Source organism: Streptomyces sp. NPDC038707, assembly GCF_040636485.1.
Classification (GTDB): domain Bacteria; phylum Actinomycetota; class Actinomycetes; order Streptomycetales; family Streptomycetaceae; genus Streptomyces.
Genome location: NZ_JBEZUP010000001.1, coordinates 43,624 through 63,609, shown reverse-complemented (window position 1 = coordinate 63,609; position 19,986 = coordinate 43,624). Strand labels below are relative to the sequence as shown.

The 19,986-nt window shown below is 67.7% G+C and carries 38 protein-coding genes and 2 pseudogenes; 11 read left to right on the top strand and 29 right to left on the bottom strand.

Annotated features, from left to right (window positions below; all coding sequences use genetic code 11):
- The first annotated feature begins 260 nt into the window (after positions 1–260).
- From AB0E62_RS00375 to AB0E62_RS00330, 10 genes are all read left to right on the top strand, one after another.
- Entirely contained in the window at positions 261–794 is a 534-nt protein-coding gene (locus AB0E62_RS00375; RefSeq protein ID WP_362185752.1) for a hypothetical protein, read from the top strand.
- Between the two features lie 46 nt (positions 795–840).
- The gene (locus AB0E62_RS00370) at positions 841–1,815 is read left to right on the top strand and encodes a N4-gp56 family major capsid protein (protein WP_362185749.1); all 975 of its coding nucleotides are present in this window, start codon (positions 841–843) and stop codon (positions 1,813–1,815) included.
- 29 nt (positions 1,816–1,844) lie between these two features.
- Positions 1,845–2,090, top strand: a complete 246-nt coding sequence (locus AB0E62_RS00365) for a hypothetical protein (RefSeq protein ID WP_362185746.1) — start codon at positions 1,845–1,847, stop codon at positions 2,088–2,090.
- A gap of 9 nt (positions 2,091–2,099) precedes the next feature.
- Positions 2,100–2,279, top strand: coding sequence for a hypothetical protein (locus AB0E62_RS00360; protein WP_362185743.1), 180 nt, complete (start codon positions 2,100–2,102; stop codon positions 2,277–2,279).
- Positions 2,280–2,356: 77 nt separating this feature from the next.
- Entirely contained in the window at positions 2,357–2,578 is a 222-nt protein-coding gene (locus tag AB0E62_RS00355; protein WP_362185740.1) for a hypothetical protein, read from the top strand.
- Complete coding sequence (locus AB0E62_RS00350) at positions 2,578–3,483, top strand: hypothetical protein (RefSeq protein ID WP_362185737.1); 906 nt, start codon at positions 2,578–2,580, stop codon at positions 3,481–3,483. Before AB0E62_RS00355 ends, AB0E62_RS00350 begins: the two co-directional genes overlap by 1 nt.
- Positions 3,484–3,485: 2 nt before the next feature.
- Positions 3,486–4,649 (top strand): hypothetical protein, encoded by a 1,164-nt coding sequence (locus tag AB0E62_RS00345; protein ID WP_362185735.1) that lies wholly within the window; start codon positions 3,486–3,488, stop codon positions 4,647–4,649.
- The gene (locus AB0E62_RS00340) at positions 4,649–6,580 is read left to right on the top strand and encodes a hypothetical protein (protein WP_362185732.1); all 1,932 of its coding nucleotides are present in this window, start codon (positions 4,649–4,651) and stop codon (positions 6,578–6,580) included. The genes AB0E62_RS00345 and AB0E62_RS00340 overlap by 1 nt, the downstream gene beginning before the upstream one ends.
- Complete coding sequence (locus AB0E62_RS00335; protein ID WP_362185729.1) at positions 6,580–6,813, top strand: peptidoglycan-binding domain-containing protein; 234 nt, start codon at positions 6,580–6,582, stop codon at positions 6,811–6,813. Before AB0E62_RS00340 ends, AB0E62_RS00335 begins: the two co-directional genes overlap by 1 nt.
- On the top strand, positions 6,813–7,085 hold the full coding sequence (locus AB0E62_RS00330) for a hypothetical protein (protein WP_362185726.1): 273 nt from the start codon (positions 6,813–6,815) through the stop codon (positions 7,083–7,085). Before AB0E62_RS00335 ends, AB0E62_RS00330 begins: the two co-directional genes overlap by 1 nt.
- Positions 7,086–7,255: 170 nt before the next feature.
- Here the strand turns inward: AB0E62_RS00330 and AB0E62_RS00325 are convergent, their stop codons facing one another.
- The 28 genes and pseudogenes from AB0E62_RS00325 to AB0E62_RS00190 all read right to left on the bottom strand — a co-directional run bounded on the left by AB0E62_RS00325 (position 7,256) and on the right by AB0E62_RS00190 (position 18,106).
- The gene (locus tag AB0E62_RS00325; RefSeq protein WP_362185724.1) at positions 7,256–7,450 is read right to left on the bottom strand and encodes a hypothetical protein; all 195 of its coding nucleotides are present in this window, start codon (positions 7,448–7,450) and stop codon (positions 7,256–7,258) included.
- Positions 7,443–7,661, bottom strand: a complete 219-nt coding sequence (locus tag AB0E62_RS00320; RefSeq protein WP_362185721.1) for a hypothetical protein — start codon at positions 7,659–7,661, stop codon at positions 7,443–7,445. Before AB0E62_RS00320 ends, AB0E62_RS00325 begins: the two co-directional genes overlap by 8 nt.
- On the bottom strand, positions 7,658–7,993 hold the full coding sequence (locus AB0E62_RS00315) for a hypothetical protein (protein ID WP_362185718.1): 336 nt from the start codon (positions 7,991–7,993) through the stop codon (positions 7,658–7,660). Before AB0E62_RS00315 ends, AB0E62_RS00320 begins: the two co-directional genes overlap by 4 nt.
- Positions 7,993–8,160 (bottom strand): hypothetical protein, encoded by a 168-nt coding sequence (locus AB0E62_RS00310; RefSeq protein WP_362185715.1) that lies wholly within the window; start codon positions 8,158–8,160, stop codon positions 7,993–7,995. Before AB0E62_RS00310 ends, AB0E62_RS00315 begins: the two co-directional genes overlap by 1 nt.
- Before the next feature lie 115 nt (positions 8,161–8,275).
- Positions 8,276–8,464, bottom strand: coding sequence for a hypothetical protein (locus AB0E62_RS00305; RefSeq protein WP_362185713.1), 189 nt, complete (start codon positions 8,462–8,464; stop codon positions 8,276–8,278).
- Complete coding sequence (locus AB0E62_RS00300) at positions 8,464–8,694, bottom strand: hypothetical protein (RefSeq protein ID WP_362185710.1); 231 nt, start codon at positions 8,692–8,694, stop codon at positions 8,464–8,466. Before AB0E62_RS00300 ends, AB0E62_RS00305 begins: the two co-directional genes overlap by 1 nt.
- Positions 8,691–9,074 (bottom strand): hypothetical protein, encoded by a 384-nt coding sequence (locus AB0E62_RS00295; RefSeq protein WP_362185707.1) that lies wholly within the window; start codon positions 9,072–9,074, stop codon positions 8,691–8,693. The genes AB0E62_RS00300 and AB0E62_RS00295 overlap by 4 nt, the downstream gene beginning before the upstream one ends.
- 238 nt (positions 9,075–9,312) lie before the next feature.
- Positions 9,313–9,954, bottom strand: coding sequence for a toprim domain-containing protein (locus AB0E62_RS00290; protein WP_362185704.1), 642 nt, complete (start codon positions 9,952–9,954; stop codon positions 9,313–9,315).
- 25 nt (positions 9,955–9,979) lie between these two features.
- A pseudogene (locus AB0E62_RS00285) lies at positions 9,980–10,177 on the bottom strand (CHC2 zinc finger domain-containing protein); the annotation flags it as partial.
- Complete coding sequence (locus AB0E62_RS00280; RefSeq protein WP_362185702.1) at positions 10,147–10,560, bottom strand: hypothetical protein; 414 nt, start codon at positions 10,558–10,560, stop codon at positions 10,147–10,149. The pseudogene AB0E62_RS00285 and the gene AB0E62_RS00280, both read right to left, overlap by 31 nt.
- Positions 10,557–10,880 (bottom strand): hypothetical protein, encoded by a 324-nt coding sequence (locus tag AB0E62_RS00275; RefSeq protein WP_362185700.1) that lies wholly within the window; start codon positions 10,878–10,880, stop codon positions 10,557–10,559. The genes AB0E62_RS00280 and AB0E62_RS00275 overlap by 4 nt, the downstream gene beginning before the upstream one ends.
- Positions 10,877–11,110, bottom strand: coding sequence for a hypothetical protein (locus AB0E62_RS00270; protein WP_362185697.1), 234 nt, complete (start codon positions 11,108–11,110; stop codon positions 10,877–10,879). Before AB0E62_RS00270 ends, AB0E62_RS00275 begins: the two co-directional genes overlap by 4 nt.
- Positions 11,107–11,409: a hypothetical protein gene (locus AB0E62_RS00265; protein ID WP_362185694.1), complete on the bottom strand. Its 303-nt coding sequence runs from the start codon at positions 11,407–11,409 to the stop codon at positions 11,107–11,109. The genes AB0E62_RS00270 and AB0E62_RS00265 overlap by 4 nt, the downstream gene beginning before the upstream one ends.
- Positions 11,406–11,693 (bottom strand): hypothetical protein, encoded by a 288-nt coding sequence (locus AB0E62_RS00260; protein ID WP_362185692.1) that lies wholly within the window; start codon positions 11,691–11,693, stop codon positions 11,406–11,408. Before AB0E62_RS00260 ends, AB0E62_RS00265 begins: the two co-directional genes overlap by 4 nt.
- Positions 11,690–12,016, bottom strand: coding sequence for a hypothetical protein (locus AB0E62_RS00255; RefSeq protein ID WP_362185689.1), 327 nt, complete (start codon positions 12,014–12,016; stop codon positions 11,690–11,692). The genes AB0E62_RS00260 and AB0E62_RS00255 overlap by 4 nt, the downstream gene beginning before the upstream one ends.
- Before the next feature lie 38 nt (positions 12,017–12,054).
- Complete coding sequence (locus tag AB0E62_RS00250) at positions 12,055–12,228, bottom strand: hypothetical protein (RefSeq protein WP_362185687.1); 174 nt, start codon at positions 12,226–12,228, stop codon at positions 12,055–12,057.
- A complete protein-coding gene (locus AB0E62_RS00245) occupies positions 12,225–12,491 on the bottom strand; it encodes a hypothetical protein (RefSeq protein WP_362185684.1) in 267 nt (88 codons plus the stop codon). Before AB0E62_RS00245 ends, AB0E62_RS00250 begins: the two co-directional genes overlap by 4 nt.
- Positions 12,488–12,679, bottom strand: a complete 192-nt coding sequence (locus AB0E62_RS00240) for a hypothetical protein (RefSeq protein ID WP_362185681.1) — start codon at positions 12,677–12,679, stop codon at positions 12,488–12,490. Before AB0E62_RS00240 ends, AB0E62_RS00245 begins: the two co-directional genes overlap by 4 nt.
- On the bottom strand, positions 12,676–12,852 hold the full coding sequence (locus AB0E62_RS00235) for a hypothetical protein (protein ID WP_362185679.1): 177 nt from the start codon (positions 12,850–12,852) through the stop codon (positions 12,676–12,678). The genes AB0E62_RS00240 and AB0E62_RS00235 overlap by 4 nt, the downstream gene beginning before the upstream one ends.
- Positions 12,849–13,526 (bottom strand): hypothetical protein, encoded by a 678-nt coding sequence (locus AB0E62_RS00230; RefSeq protein ID WP_362185676.1) that lies wholly within the window; start codon positions 13,524–13,526, stop codon positions 12,849–12,851. The genes AB0E62_RS00235 and AB0E62_RS00230 overlap by 4 nt, the downstream gene beginning before the upstream one ends.
- A 153-nt stretch (positions 13,527–13,679) precedes the next feature.
- A complete protein-coding gene (locus AB0E62_RS00225; protein WP_362185673.1) occupies positions 13,680–13,823 on the bottom strand; it encodes a hypothetical protein in 144 nt (47 codons plus the stop codon).
- A gap of 60 nt (positions 13,824–13,883) precedes the next feature.
- Complete coding sequence (locus AB0E62_RS00220) at positions 13,884–14,552, bottom strand: hypothetical protein (RefSeq protein WP_362185670.1); 669 nt, start codon at positions 14,550–14,552, stop codon at positions 13,884–13,886.
- Positions 14,549–15,220, bottom strand: coding sequence for an SAM-dependent methyltransferase (locus AB0E62_RS00215; RefSeq protein WP_362185667.1), 672 nt, complete (start codon positions 15,218–15,220; stop codon positions 14,549–14,551). Before AB0E62_RS00215 ends, AB0E62_RS00220 begins: the two co-directional genes overlap by 4 nt.
- 77 nt (positions 15,221–15,297) lie before the next feature.
- A complete protein-coding gene (locus AB0E62_RS00210) occupies positions 15,298–15,543 on the bottom strand; it encodes a hypothetical protein (protein WP_362185664.1) in 246 nt (81 codons plus the stop codon).
- On the bottom strand, positions 15,540–15,818 hold the full coding sequence (locus tag AB0E62_RS00205; protein WP_362185661.1) for a hypothetical protein: 279 nt from the start codon (positions 15,816–15,818) through the stop codon (positions 15,540–15,542). Before AB0E62_RS00205 ends, AB0E62_RS00210 begins: the two co-directional genes overlap by 4 nt.
- A gap of 6 nt (positions 15,819–15,824) precedes the next feature.
- The gene (locus AB0E62_RS00200) at positions 15,825–16,685 is read right to left on the bottom strand and encodes a PD-(D/E)XK nuclease family protein (RefSeq protein ID WP_362185658.1); all 861 of its coding nucleotides are present in this window, start codon (positions 16,683–16,685) and stop codon (positions 15,825–15,827) included.
- Complete coding sequence (locus tag AB0E62_RS00195; RefSeq protein ID WP_362185655.1) at positions 16,685–17,545, bottom strand: WhiB family transcriptional regulator; 861 nt, start codon at positions 17,543–17,545, stop codon at positions 16,685–16,687. Before AB0E62_RS00195 ends, AB0E62_RS00200 begins: the two co-directional genes overlap by 1 nt.
- Positions 17,546–17,635: 90 nt before the next feature.
- Positions 17,636–18,106, bottom strand: a complete 471-nt coding sequence (locus AB0E62_RS00190) for a hypothetical protein (RefSeq protein ID WP_362185653.1) — start codon at positions 18,104–18,106, stop codon at positions 17,636–17,638.
- Between the two features lie 108 nt (positions 18,107–18,214).
- Between AB0E62_RS00190 and AB0E62_RS00185 the strand changes: the two are divergent.
- A pseudogene (locus AB0E62_RS00185) lies at positions 18,215–18,646 on the top strand (APC family permease); the annotation flags it as partial.
- Here the strand turns inward: AB0E62_RS00185 and AB0E62_RS00180 are convergent.
- Positions 18,647–19,810 carry a CapA family protein gene (locus AB0E62_RS00180; RefSeq protein ID WP_362185650.1) on the bottom strand — a complete coding sequence of 388 codons (1,164 nt, stop codon included), beginning with the start codon at positions 19,808–19,810 and terminating at the stop codon, positions 18,647–18,649.
- Positions 19,811–19,986: the final 176 nt, after the last annotated feature.

Below are 19,986 nucleotides of genomic sequence, written 5' to 3'. Positions count from 1 at the left end.
GGGTCTGACTCCGCTGCCCATAAAAGACATCCGGAGGAACCTTGCGGCGCTCAGGTGAGCCGCGTCAAAGCCCCCGACTTGCGGGGGCTTTGTGCTGTCCGTACGGCTTTTAACTACCAGTGCTAGCTAAATGACGTTAGCTGGGCCTACCTTCCTTGCCCGACGGACCGACCGGCCCCGTCCACGACAAGGCCGGTAGCGGAGCGCGATGCCCTTCCCCGAGGGCGGAGCAGGCCGCGCAAGGACTACGGGAGTGCGCAATGAGCGAGTACAGCTTCGGCTACGACGACACCGACGACACATCGGGAGCTGGGGAGCAGCCGTCCATGGAGCAGGGACCCAAGTGGTTCCGCCAGTACATGGACAAGGTCTCCGGACAGCTCAACGAGCTTCAGGCGGAGAACAAGCGCCTCAAGGAAGCCCAGACGCGTAGCGAGCTGGAGAACACGCTCAAGGCGAAGGGGTACGCACCGCAGGCCGCGGGCCTGTTCTCGGGCGACCCCGCCAAGCTGGACGAGTGGCTGAGCGCCAACGGCGCCGCCCTGGCCAAGCTCCCCGCCGCACCCGGCGAGGACGGCCAGCAGGGCGAGCAGGCCCCTTCGGGGCCGCCGGCATCCACCGTTCCGGCTGACGGTCAGGAGCAGATGCGCCTCATGCAGGAGCAGGGCACGCAGGGCGTGGCCCCTCCGCAGGGTTCGGACGCGGAACTGGCTGCCGCCATCGCGGCATGCGAGACGCCCGAGCAGTTCGCGCAGCTGATGCAGTCGAAGGGCTCGCGCTTCGACTGGACCTGACCTCTCCCCGTTCCTACGACATCCCCATAACGGGGGGTGAGAGGCCATGGCTAACGCTTATACCGACACAAGCGCCATGTCGAACACGGTTCAGGCCGCATATGACAAGCGCTTTGAGTTCGCTCTCCGCTCTCAGCCCATGTTCCGCTCTGTCGCCGACAAGCGGCCGGCGGACACGACCGCTCCCGGCGGCTCCATTACCATGGAGCGCTACCAGGATCTGGCCACTGCTACCACGGCACTGACCGAGAACATCGATCCGGACTCGGTGGCGCTGGGCAACCCCAACACGGTCACGCTCGTGCTGAACGAGTACGGCAACGCGATCCTGCGGACACGCAAGCTCTACCTGTTCAGCCTCACGGACGTCGATCCCGCCATTGCGAACATCATCGCGTACAACGCCGCGGACTCCATCGACTCCGTTGTGCAGACCGAGCTGCGTTCGGGCACGAACGTCATCCAGCGCAAGGCCGGGACGGTCTCCTACGTGACCACCGGCACCGTGTCCGCCCCGGTGGCCACCACGATGGCCGCGAGCGACACCTTCAACAGCGCGATCGCGAGGCTCGCGACGGCCAAGCTGCGGACCAACAAGGCGGTCCCGAGGAAGGGCGGCCTCTACTGGTGTGCGATCCACCCCGAGGTCTCCCACGACCTCCGGGCGGAGACCGGCGCTGCGAACTGGCGGGACCCGCACAACTACAGCGCGGCCGGCAACATCTGGGCGGGCGAAATCGGAGCATACGAGGGCGCTTTCTACGTTGAAAGCCCCCGCTGCTACAACGCCGTGGATGCTGGTACCGGCGACAACACTGTCAGGCGCTTCCGCACGTACTACGCAGGCCAGCAGGCCCTGGCCGAGGCCGTCGCCGACGAATTCCACGTGGTAGCAGGCCCCATCGTGGACAAGCTGGCGCGGTTCCGGCCGCTGGGCTGGTACGGCGTCGCCGGCTGGAAGATCTACCGCAACGAGGCCCTGATCCGGGCCGAGACCACGTCGAGCATCGACAACTCCTGATGGCCGCCTGGACGCTCCGGACCCCGTCTGTGGACGAGGGTCCGGCGTCCTGGGAAGACCCCCTCTTCGTGCGCTACACGCTCGCGCGGGGGATCACCATCCTGGAGGGCCCGCCCGGTGTCTACCGGGCGGTGCGCTTCCCGACCCAGGACGAGATCGCGGCAGCGTCCACTACGTACATGGGCGGCCACGAATACGTCGTGGACGACGCCACCAGGGCCGCGCTGATCGCCGCCGGCGTCGGCGTCACTGACTCGAACTTCACTCCCACCTAGGAGACGCCCATGTCGGGCCCGTACTGCCCGGAGGGACCGGGCGGAAACACCACCCTCGTCAACCAGGACGAGGCTCTGATTCTGGCGGCCACGGTGGCCGCCACTCCAGTGGAGCTGTCCGTGCTCGGCACGGAGGACGACTCACACGTCTCTCCGTCGCACCGTGACGGCAACGTGGCGGGGTCATGATGGCCTGCCGTAGCGGCTGCCCGACTCCGGGGCAGCACAAGAGCTGGGGCGAGTGCGCCCGTGCGGCGAATCTCCGCGTGGCGTACTGCGGTATCGGCGGTGGCGACGCCACCGCGCAGAAGCAGTGGGATCAGGATCTGGAGTTGTACCGGCAGGCGCGGGCTCAGGGCATCCAGCCGGAGGGGACCACCCGGAACAAGGTGGTTGACGCTCTGAAGGCGTCCGACGCCGCCGGTCTCGCCTTCGGTAAGGACTTCAAGGCCGCGGCTCCGATGCCCGTGGAGGCGGAGGCGGTCTGATGACGACCTTCGATCAACTCGTGCGCCAGGTACGCCAGCAGCTGCTCGGCTTCACCATGAGCCAGGAGAGCGTCAGCGAGCTGGCCGCGCCCATGACGGCTACGGACACGTCATTCACGTGCGACCCGGGCACGGTGCTGAACCTCAGCCGCGGGCTGGTGGAGATCGATGATGAGCTGATCCTCGTCAAGGGCTGGGACGGAACGTCCGGCGTCGTGAACGTCATGGGTGCGGCGAACGGCCGCGGGTACGAAGGCACGGTGGCCGCGAGCCACGCGGCTCATGCCCTGGTGACCTCCAGCCCCGCCTTCCCGAAGGCGAGGATCAAGGAGGCCATCAACCAGAGCATCATCACCCTGTACCCGGAACTGGTGGTGTTCGCCGAGACGGAGTTGACCAAAGTTGCTCCAGTCATGGAGTACGGCCTGCCGGCGGACTGTGCTGACGTCTGGTACGTGACGGGCCAGACCATCGGCCCGTCCAAGATTGCGCAGCCCCTGCCGGACTGGCGTTACAACCCGAAGGCCCGGACGGCGAACTTCCCCACAGGGAAGTCGATCCAGGTTCTGAGCCCGGTCACGCCGGGGCAGGCCATCAAGGTCGTGTATGCCAAGACGCCGAGCACCTTGGCGTCCGGATCTGACGACTTCACCGCGACCGGCTACCCGGAGCGGTACGTAGACCTGGTGGTCTACGGCACGTGCATGCGGCTGCTGCCCGCGCTGGAGTCCGCACGGCTCCAGCAGCAGGCCGTGGAGGCCACCGAGCGGGCCCCGCTGGTACCCCCGTCTTCGGCGGCCAAGGCCATGGCGATGTACATGCAGCTGTATCAGACGCGCCTGCAAGAGGAGCGCGAACAGCTGTATAGCGACGTCCCGAATTACGCCTACTTCCAGGGGAGCTGACCGTGCCGAACTCGCGCTTCTACAGCAACACGGCCCAGCAGACCACGCTGAATGGCAGCGTCTCTTCGGGCGCCACGACTATCAACGTGGCCAGTACCTCAGGTTTCCCGTCGAGCACTCCGTACACGCTGGCCCTGGACTATGGTGCGGCCACCGAGGAGCTGGTGTCGGTTACCGCCGTCTCCGGGACCACGCTCACCGTCACCCGCGGGTACGGCGGCACGAGCGCCCAGAGCCACAGCCTGGGTGCGGTTGTGCGCCACACCTACGATGCGACGGATGCGAGTGACTTTCGTACGCATGAGGCGGCCACCACCGCTGTGCACGGCGTGGCGGGGACGCTCGTGGGGACGAGCGACACCCAGACGCTGAGCAACAAGACGTTGACGAGTCCGACCATCACGGGCACCGTGGCCGGTGCTCACGCCTACTCGGGAGCGCTCACCCTCTCCAGCTCTCTGACCAGCTCAGGAGGCTCCCTGGCGGGCTCCTGGGGCGGCAGCCCCACCTTCACGGGGACTCCCAGCTTCTCCACGACGGTGAACTTCTCCGGCACGCAGCAGTCAACCCTGGCCGCGCCGACCGGGGTAGCGGCAGCCGCGCAGGTCACGGCGGACACCTTCGACCGGTTCCGGCGATACGCCGACGGTAAATTGGAGTGGGGCCCGGGCACCGCAGCCCGGGACACCAACCTGTACCGCTCCGCGGTGGACACTCTGGCCACCGATGACAGTCTGTCGGTCGGTGGCGCCCTGAGCGTCGGTACCACCAACTGGACCCCGTTCACCCCGAGCTGGACCGGTTTCGGCACCGGCACGTTCACGATCAATGTCGGTTGGTACACGAAGATAGGCAAGATCGTCTTCTTCGAGATCTACACCGTCATGGCCACCGCCGGCACTGGCACCGCCGGCGTGCAGGTCCAGTTCCCCACCGTTCCCTACCGGGATGGTGCCGGGCCGAACTCGACCCGCCAGTCCGTGACGGGCTGGATCACGAACAGCAACGGGGGCGTGGTGGACGGGGTGTGCATCATGCCCGCTTTTGCGGGCGACACAGGCACCACGGGCGGCGCCGTACGGCGCTGGGACGGAATCCCCTGCCAGGGCAATAACTTCGTGTCCGGGACGCCCATCGCCATTCAGGGCTGGTACCGGGAGGCGTAGTGGCAGGCATCGTCTCGCGGCTCCCGTTCCCGTTCTCGGGACGGACCAGCGCCGCGTCCGCCTCGTACGCCCTGGATGGCGTCCAGTACGCCTACGCCATCGGCGGCATGCCGTGGCTGTCGGCCATCTCGGATGACCGGGCCATGACTCGGGCCGGGGCGCAGATGCGCAAGGACCAGCTCGACAACGCCAAGGAGCCCGGAGAGCAGAGCCTCAGTAACTGGTGGCTTCGCAGCCAGGCCACCTTCATCGGCGGCGAGGGGCTGTTGTACCAAGACCCAGACCCGGTGGCGCAGTCCAACCTTCAGAACAGGCACGCCATCCAGTACGGCCACAGCGTGGGCCTGAACCCGTGGGTCAACGGCAAGCTGACCCTGCTGCGCCGCACGACGCAGCGTATCGCCGACGCTTCGGCGAACAGGCACTTCCTGATCGGGTACAACGACGGCACAGACCGCTACTGGTCAGCCGTCGGCAGCGTGCTGAAGTCGGACGACGGCACGACCGCTACCACGGTGACGTGGGGCGGGGCCAACACGATCCGAGCCCTGGCCTCTGACGGAACGGCGTACTACGCCGCGGACAACGTCAGCGTCTACAAGGGCGTGGGAACAGGCGTTGGGGCCGTATGGACGGCCACCGGCACCACGAACGTCTGCATGGGCTGGGCCAAGGGCCGCATCATGATCGGCCTGGACAACAAGATCTATGAGTGCGACACCGCGGGCACCAAGACCTTGCGCTTTACGCATCTCAACTCGGCGTGGACCTGGACGGCCATCGCCGAGGGCACCAACGCCATCTATGCCGCCGGCTACGCCGGCTCCCAGGGCGCCATCTACAAGTTCGTGCTGGACAGCACCGGAGCTGTCCCCACGCTCGCTTCCGGCGGCATCCAGACCGCCCAGCTGCCGCTGGGCGAGGTCGTCTACTCCCTGACGACGTACCTCGGCACCTTCGTGGGCCTCGGCACCAGCCGCGGCTTCCGCGTCGGCGAGATCGACGGCAACGGAGACATCGCCTACGGGCCCCTGCTCATCTCCAACGCCTCTGGCGTGAAGTGCGTGGCGGCGTACGACCGCTTCTTCTTCGCCGCCGCGACGAACGGCATCGACGGCAAGAGCGGGCTGTACCGTGTGGACCTGGGCCAGCCCGTGCAGGACTCCAGCAGTGCGGCCGGCGGGCGTTTCGCGTACGCCACAGACCTCCAGGCCGGCGTCACGGGCGAGGTCTGCGCCGCGACGAACTTCGGCAACAGCGACCGCATGGTCTTCGCCGTGGTCGGTCAAGGGGCCTACCTGGAACACGCCACCGACAAGGAGGCGACTGGCTACCTGACCACGGGCCGGGTCAGGTACTCCACGTTGGAACCGAAGATCTTCAAGTTCGTGAGCGTGAAGACGCCGAACATCCTCATGGGCTCTGTCGGCGTTTCGGTCATCGACCCGGGCGGAGCCGAGACCTCGATCCTGACCGTCTCGCAGGGTGCCGGTGCCACCATCACCGACGTGTCGCTGGCCTCGCCGACGACCGCGGTCGAGTGGATCCAGCTGAAGCTGACCATCGGCCGGTCATCGACCGACACCACGCAGGGCGGAGAGGTTAACGGCTGGCAGCTCAAGGCCATGCCGGGGAGCACCCGGCAGCGGGTCTTCACGATCCCGCTGCTGTGCTTCGACCGGGAGAAAACAATCTCCGGCCAGATGGTGGGCACCGAGGGACGGAGCCTCGCCAGGCTCCAGGCGTTCGAGCAGATCTTCGCCCGCGGTGACGCGGTCACCTTCCAGGACTTGCGCAGTGACCAGTCCTATCTGGTCGTCATCGATGACTACCGCTACGAGCAGCGTGCCCAGCCGGGCACGAACTCCAGCAACTATGGCGGCATTCTCTGGGTGGAGCTGCGCACGATCAACGATGTGGTGACCGCCTGATGTGGCCGCCGGACAGAGTCATCATCGCCCCGGCCAACGAGGGCGAACGAGAGGCCGTGAGGATCGCCCAGCGGGCGCTGGGCATCGACGTGACCGGAGACATGGATACGGCCACGAAAACCGCCCTTCGGGGCGTACAGCAGCTATTCCGACTCCCCGTCACGGGAGTGCTGGACCGGGCGACAGCGGTAGCCCTGGACCAGCTCAGACATCCGTCCCTGAGGGGAGACTGATGAGAACCACCATTCTTCAGCTCGGCACTGCCGCGCTGGTGATCGCCGGCTTCGTGGTGCTGACCCTGAAGGGGTCAGACACGGGGGGCTTCGTGGCCCTGGTGGCGCCCATCCTCGGCGCCGTGTTCGTGATCCAGCACCTGGATCACCGGTCTGACCGGCAGGACGAGAAGCTGGACCGGATCACCCACCAGACCAACGGAGTACTGGACGAGAAGATCAAGAACGGCGTGAAGGCCGCGTTGGCAGAGCGTGAAGGAACGGACACATAGGGTTCACGTGTCAGTGGACACGGGTAGATTTATCTGTGGCTTGGCAGCCACGTGCCTTACCCCCATACGGGCACAAAAAAAGAGCCCCCCGCCGTGAGGCGGGGGGCTTCTTCATGCTGGGGCGCCGCCCCGGGGAGAGGTCCGGCTGAGCCGGGTCCGGGGCGGCATATTCACTCTACCGTGGGAGTACTCTCATCCACGGTGACCGTGCGCTGGAAGCTGCGCACGAGGGTGCGCGTGCAGCGGTAGACCTCCACGCACTCGTCCGTGCTGCTCGCACTCCGGCGGGCCTTGGCGTACGCCGACTCGGCGTTCGGGTACTGCCCGCCGTCGCCGGGGATCTCGTACCACTCGCTGTCAGCCATCGGTCGACACCTCCGGGTCGATGAGGTCGGCGGCTCCGTCGATGGCCTTCAGGCACACGGCGCCCACGGCGCCTCCACCGACGGTCTTGCGGGCCCATGCCCGCTGCTTCTCCGCCAGCTCGTGGGCGTGTTCCTGAAGGGCGGCGTCGATGGCCTTGCGGGCCAGCGGTGTGCCGCCCAGAAGGGCTTCCAAGTCTTTGTACGCGCTCATCCTTGCTCTCCCGGGGGGATCAGCTCCCACTCGCCCTGGCGGTCGGCGGGCAGCTCCGGCGGAGCCTGCTGGGCCAGATTCGCCCAGCCGTTGCCCATGACCGGCACAGGCGCCGCCTGCGCCGGTACGGCACCGGAGAGCGTCACTCCGGGCGTATGCACGGGCAGCTGCTCCTTGCCCTCCTGGGCGTCCACGAAAGCGAGGACGCGCCTCAGGGTGGCGAGAATCTTCTCCTCCGGGTCCTCCGACTTGATCTCGAACGCGGCCATCATGCTGTCGTCGGTGTAGGCGAAGGTGACCTTGCCTTTGCCGGTGGTGAGCCTGAGCGTCATCAGCCCTCGTCCTCCATGTCCTCCACCTCGATGTCCCCGACGGAGGACAGGACGTAGTCCTGGTGCTTGTCGCCGTACGTCAGCGCCAGGTCGACGTAGCGCCTCGGGTTATCGGACTCGTCGGCGTACGACATGACGCAGGTGAACGTGTACTTCTTGAGCGCCATCAGGCGTCTTCCTCTCCGGGCAGAGGGACGCCCTCCAGGTCGTCCAGGCCCCACTCGTCATCATCGAACAGCGGACCGTCCTCGTCGTCCGCCGGCTCCAGGTAGCTGTCGTCCATCAGTTCTCGTCCTCTCCGTCCAGGGAGCGCATGGCGTCGCCGTAGCCGCCCCAGTTGTCGACGCCGAACTCGTGCAGGGCAACCAGCTCGGCGGAGTGCTGCACCAGCACCTTGTACGTGCTCACCGTGATGGTGATGGTCTCCTCGTCGGTCTTGATGTCCAGGGCTCTACTGATCCGCGGGTCCATTACTGCCCCTCCTTCTGGGGGTCGATGAGATCGGCGCCCATGCGCAGGCCCTCGGCCTTCAGGCGCATGTCTTCCGAACGGAAGACGGCGAGCTGGTTGGCCTTGGCCCGCTGCCTCTCTGCAAGTTCGTGGGCGTGCTGGCCGAGCAGCACAGCAGCGGCGCGCTCGGCGCGGGCCGAACTCATCCCGGCGGTAAAGTAAAGGCTTTCCATCTCGTCCTGAACGCTCATCCCTGCCCCCTGCTGGGGAGCGGGGCCGTCTGGACGATGCCGGCTACGGGGCCCAAGGCGTGCCTGATGACCAGGGCGCCGTCCACGGCGCGCACGGTGGCGTCACCAGAAAGGGCCACCTCGTAGAGGTGGCCCTGGACGGAGTAGGCGACGGTGAGCGGCGGACGCCGCTCCGGCTGGGGCGGAGGCTCTGCCGGTTCGAACTTCCAGTGCGGCTCGTCCTCCAGAACCTTGTCCAGGTCTTCACCGCAGTCGTTGCAGCGGCGGGACTTCCACCACTTGCCCGTGGGCTCGCCCTGCTCGTCCTTGTCGCCCCACTCAGAGGTGACGTCCCAGGACTCATGCGGACAGGGCGCCTGCTCCTCCTCTTCGGGCGTCATGGGGGGTTCGTACCACTCGAAGAGGATCCAACCGAAGGCCGTGCACTTGCACGAAGGGATGGCACAGTGCGTGTCCTCGGGGTCCTCACGCTGATGCCGGAAGCGGATGTGACCGCACTTGCACTTGTCGTTCGCGGAGGGCTCGGGCTTCTCGGGGAGGATGACCACACGGCCCGCGGCATGCGCGGTCTCGAAGCAGTGGCCGCACACCTCGCCGGGGCCACACCGGCATTCATCGTCAGTCGGGGAGCAGTCGTCGCAGGGCATCCGCCCCTCCTTGCACGTAGAGCTTGTTGCTGTCGAGATCCTTAGGGATCCGCAGGGGGCGGGCCTTGACCTCCTTGGCCAGCAAGCTGTTCAGCTTGCGGCCCGCAGTGTCGCCGTCTCCGGCGGCCAGGACCACGTCGAAGTCCTCCAGGCAGCGCCCGAAGTGCTTCTGCCAGGCATCGATCCCGGGAAGACCCACGGCCGGGACGCCGGCCAGAGACCACGACATGGTGTCGATCTCGCCCTCGGCCACCACGATGAAGGGTGAATCCTTCCTCAGGTCCAGGACGTTGTAGAGGTTCGTGTCCGCCCCGTCGGCGGACAGGTATTTCCGGCAATCGACCGCCTTGCAGTCGTGCGACCGGAGGCAGCGGAAGCGCAGGTTCACGACCCCCGACGGGGTCAGGTACGGGATGGCCAGGCGGCCGGCGTACTGCTCATGACCGACCAGCGGGCGTTTAACGACGCCCAGGCGGAACGTAGCGAGTGCGTCTGGCCCCAGGCCCCGACTCGCCAGATACGCCTGGGCGCTGGTATCGCCCGCGAGATCGGCCTGGTAGGTCGATGCCGCTTGCTCGAAGAATCTCCGCTGCTCGTCGCTCAGCGTCTGCACGGTCGCAACTCTCCATCAGTTGTACGAGCTTTACGGCGTCGCCGGAGGCCCCGCACGAGAAGCAGTGGAAGACTCCCTTCTCGGCGTTGACGGACATGGATGGGCGTCTCTCGCCCTGGATAGGGCACAGGGCCATCTCGTTGCCCCAGCGGCCCTCGTTCAGCTCGACGCCGTAATGGGCGAGGATGGGGGCTAGAGGTAGCGTGTTTCGACCGTCACGCACCACAGAACGTCGCGCCCCAGCTCGAAATCCATCCGCACCCACCGCGCCTCCATCGGATCGCTGACGACCTCCAGCCCGAGCTGGTAGGCCGGCATCCAGAAGTCCCACTTGGAGACGTTCTTGTACGGGACTTTGACGACCAGGAAGCAGTTCGCCGCATCGGCGTTGACCATCTCGGTCAGCGTCTCGCGTTGCCACTGGGCCAGGCGCTGCTGGGCAGTGGCCTTGACCTCTCCGGCGCAGTTGTCGATTCCGGCGATGTCGCCCTTGTCCTTCGAGCCAGACAAGGCACGTCGCTCGACCTTCGGGCCAAACTTCTGCTGGAGGTACTTCACGGCCTCCGTCTCGGCCCGAGTTCCCTTGGCCTTGCTCTTGGTGCTCACTCGGGCTGCTCCTTCCGCAGCAGCTGAGACTGCTCCAGCATCCGCGCAATGGCGTCCTCGTACGCCACCTGAATGGCGGGCAGCACCGAGCTGGGCTGGCCCTTGCGGCGCTCCATGTGGAGCGCCAGGACGCGGTTGCCCTGCTCCTCCATGACGCGGCATATCTCGGCCTGCATGGCCTCGTAAGCCGTCTTTGCGGCCTCCCAGCGCTCCAGCTGAGACTTGGGCACCTCGTAGTCCAGGTACGTGGCCGTGGTGCTGAAGTAGGCGCCCTGGTAGAAGTCGTCCCCCAGGTCGACCTTTACTGTCTCCTCGTTCACCGGCACCCCTTCACGTGCGCCAGGGCCTCGGCGAAGGCCCAGGGCTGATCCGGCAGCCCACACACGTAGTGCAAGTGCGGGCCACAGTCGTGCTCCCAGCCCCACTTGCCGTAGGCGGTCTTGGCGACCTTGGCTTTGCTGCGGACCTGCCGCCGCAGATCGGTGGCCAGGGGCAGGTTCGGCACGTACTCGGGCAGGTCGTGCGGCAAGCCGCGGTGGTCGTCGCTCATGCTCGCTGTCCCTCTCTGCGCAGCTTGGCGCGTCCGCGCAGGATCGTGGCCGTGTACTCACGGCTCCAGGTCTCGCGGACGTAGAAGTACTCGGGGCTGGCCCACGACTTCAGGCCGCGAGGCTCCCAGTCGCTCTTGCAGCGCGGGCAGTCGGCCCGTAGGTTGGCCCCGTTCGGGCACCCCATGCCCGGCGAGGTCGGGTGGCACGGGTAGTCGTAGCACTCGCACTCGTACGCGTTCCGCCGGTACCCGACCCACGTGCACGCGGGGTTCAGGCACTCGATGCGGTATCGCTTCACGAGCCCTCGCCGCCCACGTAGCGGGCGTACACCCGGTGCTCGCCGTCGACCGTCCGAGCCACCGCCTCGAATGTCCCGGCGGGGGTGTAGGCCGACATGTTGACCCCGGCACGGATGGACCGGGCCATGCTGGCCGAGACGGAAGTCGACTTGAAGGCGCCGACGACAGCCCACCGGCCGGGCCGACGCCGGAGCCTGGCGGCGATCTCGGCGTGCTTGCCGGTCCCGTACGGCCGGCCCCCGTGGCTTCGCCGAGTCGGCGGCTCCTCCCACTTCAAGTTCATGCCTCGTACCTCCTGACCTCGATGCCGGCCGCGGCGGCCAGGCTGATCGTGTGGCGCGTGCCGTTGCTCGCGCCATGAAGGAAGGCCAGGACCAAATCGGCCCTGGCCTCACTGACCATCTTCCGGTTCCGTATCGGCCCGGCTTTGGGGCCGTATCTCTCCCAGGCGGCAGAGAAGCGCAGCTCCTCGCAGCCGAGCCCCGCGCCGGCCACCTGGTACCAGTGGTGCGCGGCAGCGTCCGCACCCGTGGCGCAGTCGCCGTGAATGAGCACGAAGGGCCCGTGCTGCCGGTACAACTGCGTCAGCTCGTGTCCGACCCTCACCGAGTCGGGCCAGGCTCTGGAGCCTGTGACGATGACCCTCATCGCGCCGCCCCGCGGTCGATGCGCCGTTGGGCGTCCTCGCGGGTGCGGTACACCGCGAAGGGCACGCGCCTGTCCTTCTCCAAGTCCCAGATCTCGAAGTAGCGCTCCGGGAAGCCCATGCCTCGCTGGAGGTCAGTGGCCTCCCGCTCGCGGATCTCGTAGCGACTCACCGCTTCTCACCCCACGGGGTGTCAACGTAGAGCTTCGAGTCCATCAGGGCGACGTTCTGACTCTCGGTCCAGCGGGCAAACTTCTCTTCATCGCCCTCGCACATGACCCGGCCTTCGGCCTTGGCCCTGTCGATGAACATCTGGAGGTCATCCAGGCTGACGTGACGGCAGCGGCCCGGCCCCGGCGGGGCCTGGAGCATCACCCGGCGCCATGCCTGCTGGACGGTCAGCCGCGACTGCGGCTCCTCGAACATGTTGCTCACAACGCCTCCACCAGCTCCAAGAGCATGCCGTAGTCAGCGGCCTGCTCGCGCAGGGCCTTGATCTCCTTGCCCAGGGCCACCGCCTTGGCGGTGGGCGGCAGGGTGCGCCAGCGCTGCTCCAGGCGCTCGGCGCGCTCGGTGAGCGCCGCGTGTCTCAGCCGCAGCTCGGCCAGGACGAGGGCGTTCACATCAGCCTCCCCACGGCCTCTCGGCGGGCCAGCTCCTCTGTGACCCTGAGAGACAGGGAAGTGTGTGCCCGTTGATCGCTGTCGGTGTACTCATCCCCTCGCATAGCCATCACGTCGCCGAGCAGCTCAAGCGCGTGATTCATGGTCGTCAGTTCTTCATCTGTCCAGATCACCAGCTGTCCTCTCCTTGCTGGTTCCAGCCCGCGTAGGCGTGGGGCTGGCTCTGCTGGTCCCCGACGTAGGACGTCGCTGCGTCCAGGTGCATGGGGATCTTGATCTCGGCGTCCGCGGACGCCTTGGCGTGGCGGTTCTTCACCGGGGCCGCATACAGAGCGCCGGAGGCGTCCGTACCGCAGGTGACGATCAACTCGGGAATCGCCGCCACCTTGCCGTGGATGTCCGCCCTGCGGGGGCAGGGCTTCTTCGTGCTGGAGCTGTCCGAGCAGTGGTGCACCAGCCACAGGTGCGTGCCCGTTTCCCTCGCGATCACCTTGGCCTGACGCATCAGGTCCCTGAGGGACCCCCATTCGTCGCCGGTGTCGTGACCGACGTCCGAGGCGATGTCGATGACCGTCTGGTCCGGGTACCGGCCCTCGGTCTCGTGATAGGCGTACAGCCCGTGCCAGATGTCATCCAGCGTGGGGTCGGGCCTGAAGTCCCAGCGGATGAAGTCGTACTTGGCCAGATGCTGGGCGCAGACGTCCGGCTTCGTGCGCAGCCACTCTTCGGTGGCTGTCGTGGGATGCCTGGTGGCGATGGCCAGCAGGCGTGATGACACGGTATCCATGTCCGAGTCAGTGCTGAACGCCAGGGTGGGGACGCCCATGTTGACCAGGGCGTTCAGCATGATCCGCGTCTTGTGTGAGCCGGGGATCCCGGCGAGCATCGACACCGACGCTCGCCGGGGACGTATCCCATGCGCGGCCCAGGACGCGAAAGCGGGCGGCAGCGGCTCTTTGCCGCTCGCCGCCCGCGTCACAGAGCGCGAGAGTGTGAGCACTTACCCTCCGGCCTTGATGCCGAAGTACAGCGAAAGCGCAGCAGCGATCAAGAAGAAGACGATCCAGAACGCGGCCGGATTGGCCTTGTTCAGCTCTTGCTGTCGCTTGCGGTCGTACTCGTCCAGGCGGTAGTTCGTCGGCATGACACCCCCTCTCCCCGCCGACATCATGGCGGGGAGGAGGGTGGCAAGGGAAGTCATGGCCTAGGCCGGGACGGGGTTGTAGTGGCCGAAGGACTGGACCACATCGCCGTGGATCCAATAGGCGCCGCCGCCGGCCCAGGCGACCTTGCCCCTCAGGGCGTCCTTGTACTGCTCGCGGAACGCCTTGAAAGCGTCCTTCTGCGGGAAGGGGACGTCGATCTTGTAGACCATCGGCCAGTCGGCGGGGCGCGGCTTCGGTCCGCGGGTGCCCTGCTGCTGGCCGCCGAAGCCGCCCTGCGGAGCGGGCGGGGCCGGCGGCAGGCCCGGGGCTCCGCCCTGGTAGCCCGGCGCTCCGGGGACGGAGACGTTCGGCCCGAAGGGCGGCGGGGTCGGTATGCCCGGCGCCTGGGACGTCGCCGGAGCGCCTGCCGGGACCGGCGTGGCCCCGAGGCCGTTGCCGAGCGCGGCGCCCGCCTTGATGGCCGCCCAGGCACGACCGATGGCCGCGCCGGCTTCGCCGCTCTCCAGCTCCTCGAAGGCGCCCTTGACCTCGTCCGCGGTGTTGGCGCGGACCACGAGCATCGGGCCGCGGGAGTCGATGGAGATCGTGTAGCGGTGGTTGTGCGGGTTGGCCGGGAACTCCGGGTAACCGGCGGGAGCCTGCGTCGGCTCCTCGCCGCCCCAGTCCTCGGTGTCCTCAGTGCTCTGCTCGGGCATCACGTCGGTCATGCTGTTTGCTCCTGGTTCAGATGAGAGATGACCTGCCGGCCGATGTACTCGGTATAGGCAGGGGGTATGGCTTCTCGGATGCCGTCACGGTTCATCCAGTGCACGCCCCAGTCGTCGCGCACGATGCCGACGCCAGAGAAGTTGCCGATGGCCTGGATGAACTCGCCGGGCCGCGGGGAGCGGCCCATCTTGACCTGGCGAGCGGCGTGCTCGGGGTGCTCCGGGGCCTGGAACGAAAAACCGCCGCCGGCTTCGAAGTACCGATGGCGGTAGGTCTGGAGACCGAACATGGTCCCGCACAGCTCGACCGGATCTCTGAGCTTCGGGACCGCGCCGCCCACGTTCTCTATGACGTACGGCAGGCCGGTCAGCTCCAGGGCTTCCCTGGTGGGACCGATCAGGTCGGGGTGGTCGTTCCTCATGATGCGCTGGCAGTCCGAATCGAACTGGCAGGGCGGGGATGCGTGGATGAAGGCGTATCGCCTGCGTATCTCGTCCAGGTTCTCCAGGACGTACGCGATGGCGTCGTGCTGATGGAACTCGTCCCCGCAGTAACGGGGCTGGGGGTCCTTGTCCACGCCGGTCACGCTCGTGAAGCCGGCAAGCTTGTACCCCCGCGTTGCTCCGCCCTGGCACGAATACAGGTCCAGGACTTCAAGATGCGCCATCGTCCCCCTCGGGCGATTCGAATCGGATGCATCCGCGGTAGTGCCCGCAGGCTTCGCAGCAGGCGCCGCAGTCACAGTCAGCCGGCACGGGACATCAACGTCCGCTGAGACGCGGTCGCGTCCCCTCGGGCCCACAGGGGGACCTCGCCTCTCTTCGGCTTGCCCCAGCCCGCCGGCTTCGGCAGCGAGGGCTGGTTCGACCAGTGCAGGACGCGATTCATCTCGGTCCGGGTCAGGTCGGGCCGCTCGCCCACGGCCGTGGCCGTGTTGGCCTTGGAGATGGCCCGGCACATCTTGCGGTAGCTGGAGTGGCGGTAGCTCATCGGCAGCTCTCGTCCTGCTGGACAACCAGGCTGGACGGGTGGCCGCCGGTGTTCGTCGTAACGAAGTACCGGAAGCCGGGGGCACCGGCCACGCAGCCGGTGGCCACGTTGCCGAACCCGTCGGGGTTGTTGGTCACGGCCTTCGGCGAGTCCTCGCCGGAGCGATTCGCCACGGGAGCGTCACCCTTCCCGCGCTCGTCGTTGTACTGCGAGCAGCCGACGCTGCCGAATAGCAGAAGGGCGGCCACCAGGCCGCCCAGGATCGTCTTCTTCATAGCCCCTCAGAAGGCTGGTTGGTAGCCCGGCGACGCCGGGTCGTAGAGGTGGGCCAGAGGCCCGTTCTGTGCCGCGCAGGCGGCCTGCACGTCGCACAGCGGGTAGCACTCCCGCGGGAAGCCGTTGGCCCTGAAGTCGCCCTTGAGGATCTGGCCCCAGGCCGCGCCGTACACGGCGCCGATCGCCTTGGGGTCGACCTCCGAGAGGTCGTACGGCTTGCCCAGCGTGGCCTTGCGATTCATGAAGGGCACGCCCATATGCACGTCCACGTCGTACTTGGCCTTAATCAGGGCCGCGTACGTCTCGAACTGCGCCGCCGTCTTCGGCGGCCGTTTCCCGGACTTCAGATCCAGAACCCAGAGCTTGCCGAAGACCGGATCCCTGAATACCCGGTCCACGAAGCCCTTGATCTCGACTGGGCAGCCGGGCAGCTTGCCCGACACATCCAGCTCGATGGCCGGCTCGCCATCCGGCGTGGTCCAGATCTCCCAGGGGCTGCGCTCGCGCCAGTCGATGTACGCCTGGACGAACGTCAGGCCCATGGACCGCCAGGTCTCAACTGGCTCCGTCTTGGACGAACGCCACTTGTTCTCGTTGGACTCTCGCTCCCGTGCCTTGGCCAGTTCAGAGTTGAACGACTCCTCCCACCACGCATTGAGATTGAATGCCTCGTCCCGCTTCTCCGGGTCGGGCTCGACCATGGACCAGAGGTCATAGACCTCCGTCACGTAGTGCACGGCAGAGCCGCCCACCAGCCAGAGGGCGGGCACCTGAGGGGCCTTGGCTATGCGGGTGAGGAAGTACGCCTTGGCGCAGCGCTCCAGCGTCTCCCTGGAGCTGTGGGACAGATGCGTAGGGAGCTGCATTAGGCGACCTTCGTTCGCTGATACGCCGCCCTGCGGCAGGTGCGGCACTTCCGCTTCCCGTCCGGAGTGATGTATGTGTTCTCCTCAGTGAACTTGTGGCCGTGGGCGCACTCCTCCCTCTGGTCCGGACGCAATTCCCGAGGGCCGGTGCGGTCCGGGCGATTGACGTACTCCCTGAAGACCACTGCTTGTGGCTGGTAGATCAGCACGTCCTCGGACCGGATCCATTTGCGGGAGCTGTAACGCCGGCCGCGGCCGTCGATGAGAACGAAGACCCAGGCGCCATCCTCTGTCTGACCGAGATACCAGCAGTCATGGACCATGCCATTGCTCCGCGCCCACAGGTGGCGCTTGCCGTGCGTCTGCGGGAAAGGAGGCTTCTCCTTCTCCTCCGGCTCCGCCGTCGGCAGTTCCACAACCTCTGGGTCTGCCAGTTCCTTGAGGTGCTGCTCCCAGATGCCGAGCAAATAGATAGCCGGGGATTCAAGAATCCCTGTCATGCGCTGGATCTCGCGGTAAAGGGTCCCTTCGGAGCGGAGGCGGTGGATTTCCTGCCCCCAGCGGAGCTGACGCCCCCGCGGCCAGCGCTTGACGGCTTTCGGCAGCGCCAGACGTATCAGGTGGCGCTGGTGCGGATCGAGTCCGCCCCAGACGCCGTCCATTTCGCCGAGCGTGTCACGGCGGCATTGCTGCATGACCGGGCACAGTCCGCAGATTTCCTTAGCCTGGTCCCAGAGCCGCTGAGTCTTCGCCGGAGGCGGTTTGCTCGGAGCGCTGTTCTTGACGAAAAACAGCTGCCGGTCCGCCGGCTCGGTGCATGCGGCGTTCTTGAGGTATCTGCGTAGTGGGTCGTAGAGCATCAGCGGTACCTCAGGTACATCGCCACGGCGAGCAGTCCGACCAGTGCGCCGATGACGCCCTCGGCCAGCGCCCAGCCGATCCAGGCGGCGTCACGGCGCCGTCGGTGTCGGCGGCTCATCCGCTGCCGCCGTGTTCGAGGCAGGGGTACGGCCTGCCGCAGTGGCAGTGCATGAGTCCTCCTTGTCGTCCATGAAGTTGTCCAGGGCCGCATGCAGGGCCCGAATGGTTCCGGTGTCGCCGAAGTCCTCCACGACTTCGCGGAGGCGCCGCATGCCGCGGCGCAGTCGCTCGTTCTCCTTGACCAGGCGGTAGCCGGCCCGACTGGACCCGGCCTCGCAGCCGCGCTTGAAGGCGGCTTCGACGTGGGGCAGGACGATGGCCATCGCCTCGTCGTCGTCCGTGCTGTTGGTGATCTGCTGGAGGGCCGCGTCCAGGGCCTGCTTCCAGTCCGGTGATGCGTTCAGCTCCTGCCGGTGCGGCGGGTTGGTCGGGTGAGCGTCCACGAAGGCGTAGAGCTTCTCCAGCTCCGCCGCGCGCTGAGCGCGGGTCGGTCGAGGCATGGTTCCTCCATGACGAAGGCCCCCGCCGAAGCGAGGGCCTTGATGTTTGCGCTGGTCAGGCGGCTAGTTCCATCAGGAACTTAAAGTTCACTTCGCCATACGCGCGTCGTCACCCGGGTGTGGTACTCGATGTCCCGGGACGGCCTGCTGCCCACGTGGTTCGCCAAGACGCACCCGACGCGGCACGTGCCGACCCGGGTGACCTGGATCGTCGGGGCGGCGTCCGCGGCCATCGCCGGTCTCGTCCCGATCGCCGAGGCGGCCGAGCTGACCAACATCGGCATCCTGCTGGCGTTCGTGGTGGTGTGCGCCGCGGTGATCGTGCTGCGCTACCGGCGGCCGGAGCTGCCGCGCGCCTTCCGGACGCCGGGGATGCCGGTCGTGCCCGCCCTGGGGGTGATCTTCTCCATCTGGCTGATCACGTTCCTGCAGTGGCAGACCTGGGTGCGGTTCGCGATCTGGTTCGCGATCGGCTGTGCCGTCTACTTCGGCTACTCCTACCGGCGTTCGGTGCTGGCCCGCGGGCCGGCCGGCGACTGATCACTCCGCCATGACCAGCCCGTCCTGGCCCGCCCCGCGGCTGAGGACCACGTCCCGGATCCGGTCGCGGACCCCTTCCAGTTCGGCGCCCTGCGTGATGGCGCGGTTCAGGTCGACGACCCGGCCGGCGTCGAGGTCGTACACCTGGGGGACGAACTCGGCCTTCACCACCCGCCAGGGCCCGCCCGGCCGGTCCGGCGGGGCGAAGGTGAAGCGGCCGAGGGTGGACTCGTTGCCCCGCGGGTCCGGGGCGCCCCGCTGGTCCTGGAGCGGCCCGGCGATCTGGTCGCCCAGTCCGTAGACCACCCAGGTGCCGTTGACCTTCTCGTACGCCTGGGGGAGGTGGGGGGAGGTGCCGAGGATCAGGTCGATGTCCGGGTGGCCGTCCGTGGCCGAGGCGGTGAGGCGTCCGGCGAGGGTGAGCTGGAGCCGGTCGGGCTGGTCCTGGCCCTCGGTGCCCCAGTCCAGGGAGACCACGACCACGTCGGCGCCGGCCCGCCGGGCGGCGCGGGCGTCGGCGATGATCCGGTCGGCGTCGAGGAGGCTGACCGCCCAGGGCCGGCCGGCGGGGACCGGCCGGCCGGTGGCGGAGGTGTACCCCAGGTGGGCGACCCGGGCGCCGCCGGCCCGGTGGATCACGACCGAGCGCGCCTCGGTCTCGCCGCGGGCGGTCCCGGTGTGCCGCAGCCCGGCCCGGTCCAGGGCGTCCAGGGTGCGCCGGATTCCGGCGGTGCCGTCGTCCAGGGCGTGGGCGGAGGCGGTGGAGCAGCCGTCGTAGCCGGTGGCGGCGAGGTCCTCGGCGAGCCGCGGCGGGGCGGTGAGCGGGGGCCCGCCGGCCGGGTCGCCGTCCGGGCCGTACCCGGTGGCGAGGTGACACAGTGCCAGGTCGGCGCCGGAGACGACCGGTTGGACGCCGGAGAGCATCGGGCGGAAGTCGTGGCCTTCGCCGCCGGCGTCGTAGGCGGCCCGTTCGACGACGGAGACGTGCGGGACGATGTCGCCGGAGGCGACGAGGGTGAAGGGCCCGGCCGCGGCGGGCGCCGGGGAGGCCGGGGGTGCCGCGTGTCCCGGTGCGCCGGATTCCCGGTACTGGTTCCGGCAGGCCGCCCCGGCCGCGAGGACGGCGGTCAGGACCAGCGCCACCTGCTTGGTGCGTCCGATCATCAACTCACCCCAGGGTCGTCGTACGGGCAGACGAAGCCGTGACGGGCATATGGGTATGAAGCTGATGCGTCGGATAAACAGCCCGGGTGGCGTCATTAGCCCGTCCGGTGCCCCGGGCCGCCGCCCGGCCGACCGTTCGCCGACGCGATCGACCGTCCGTCGCACGGCCCGGTCCG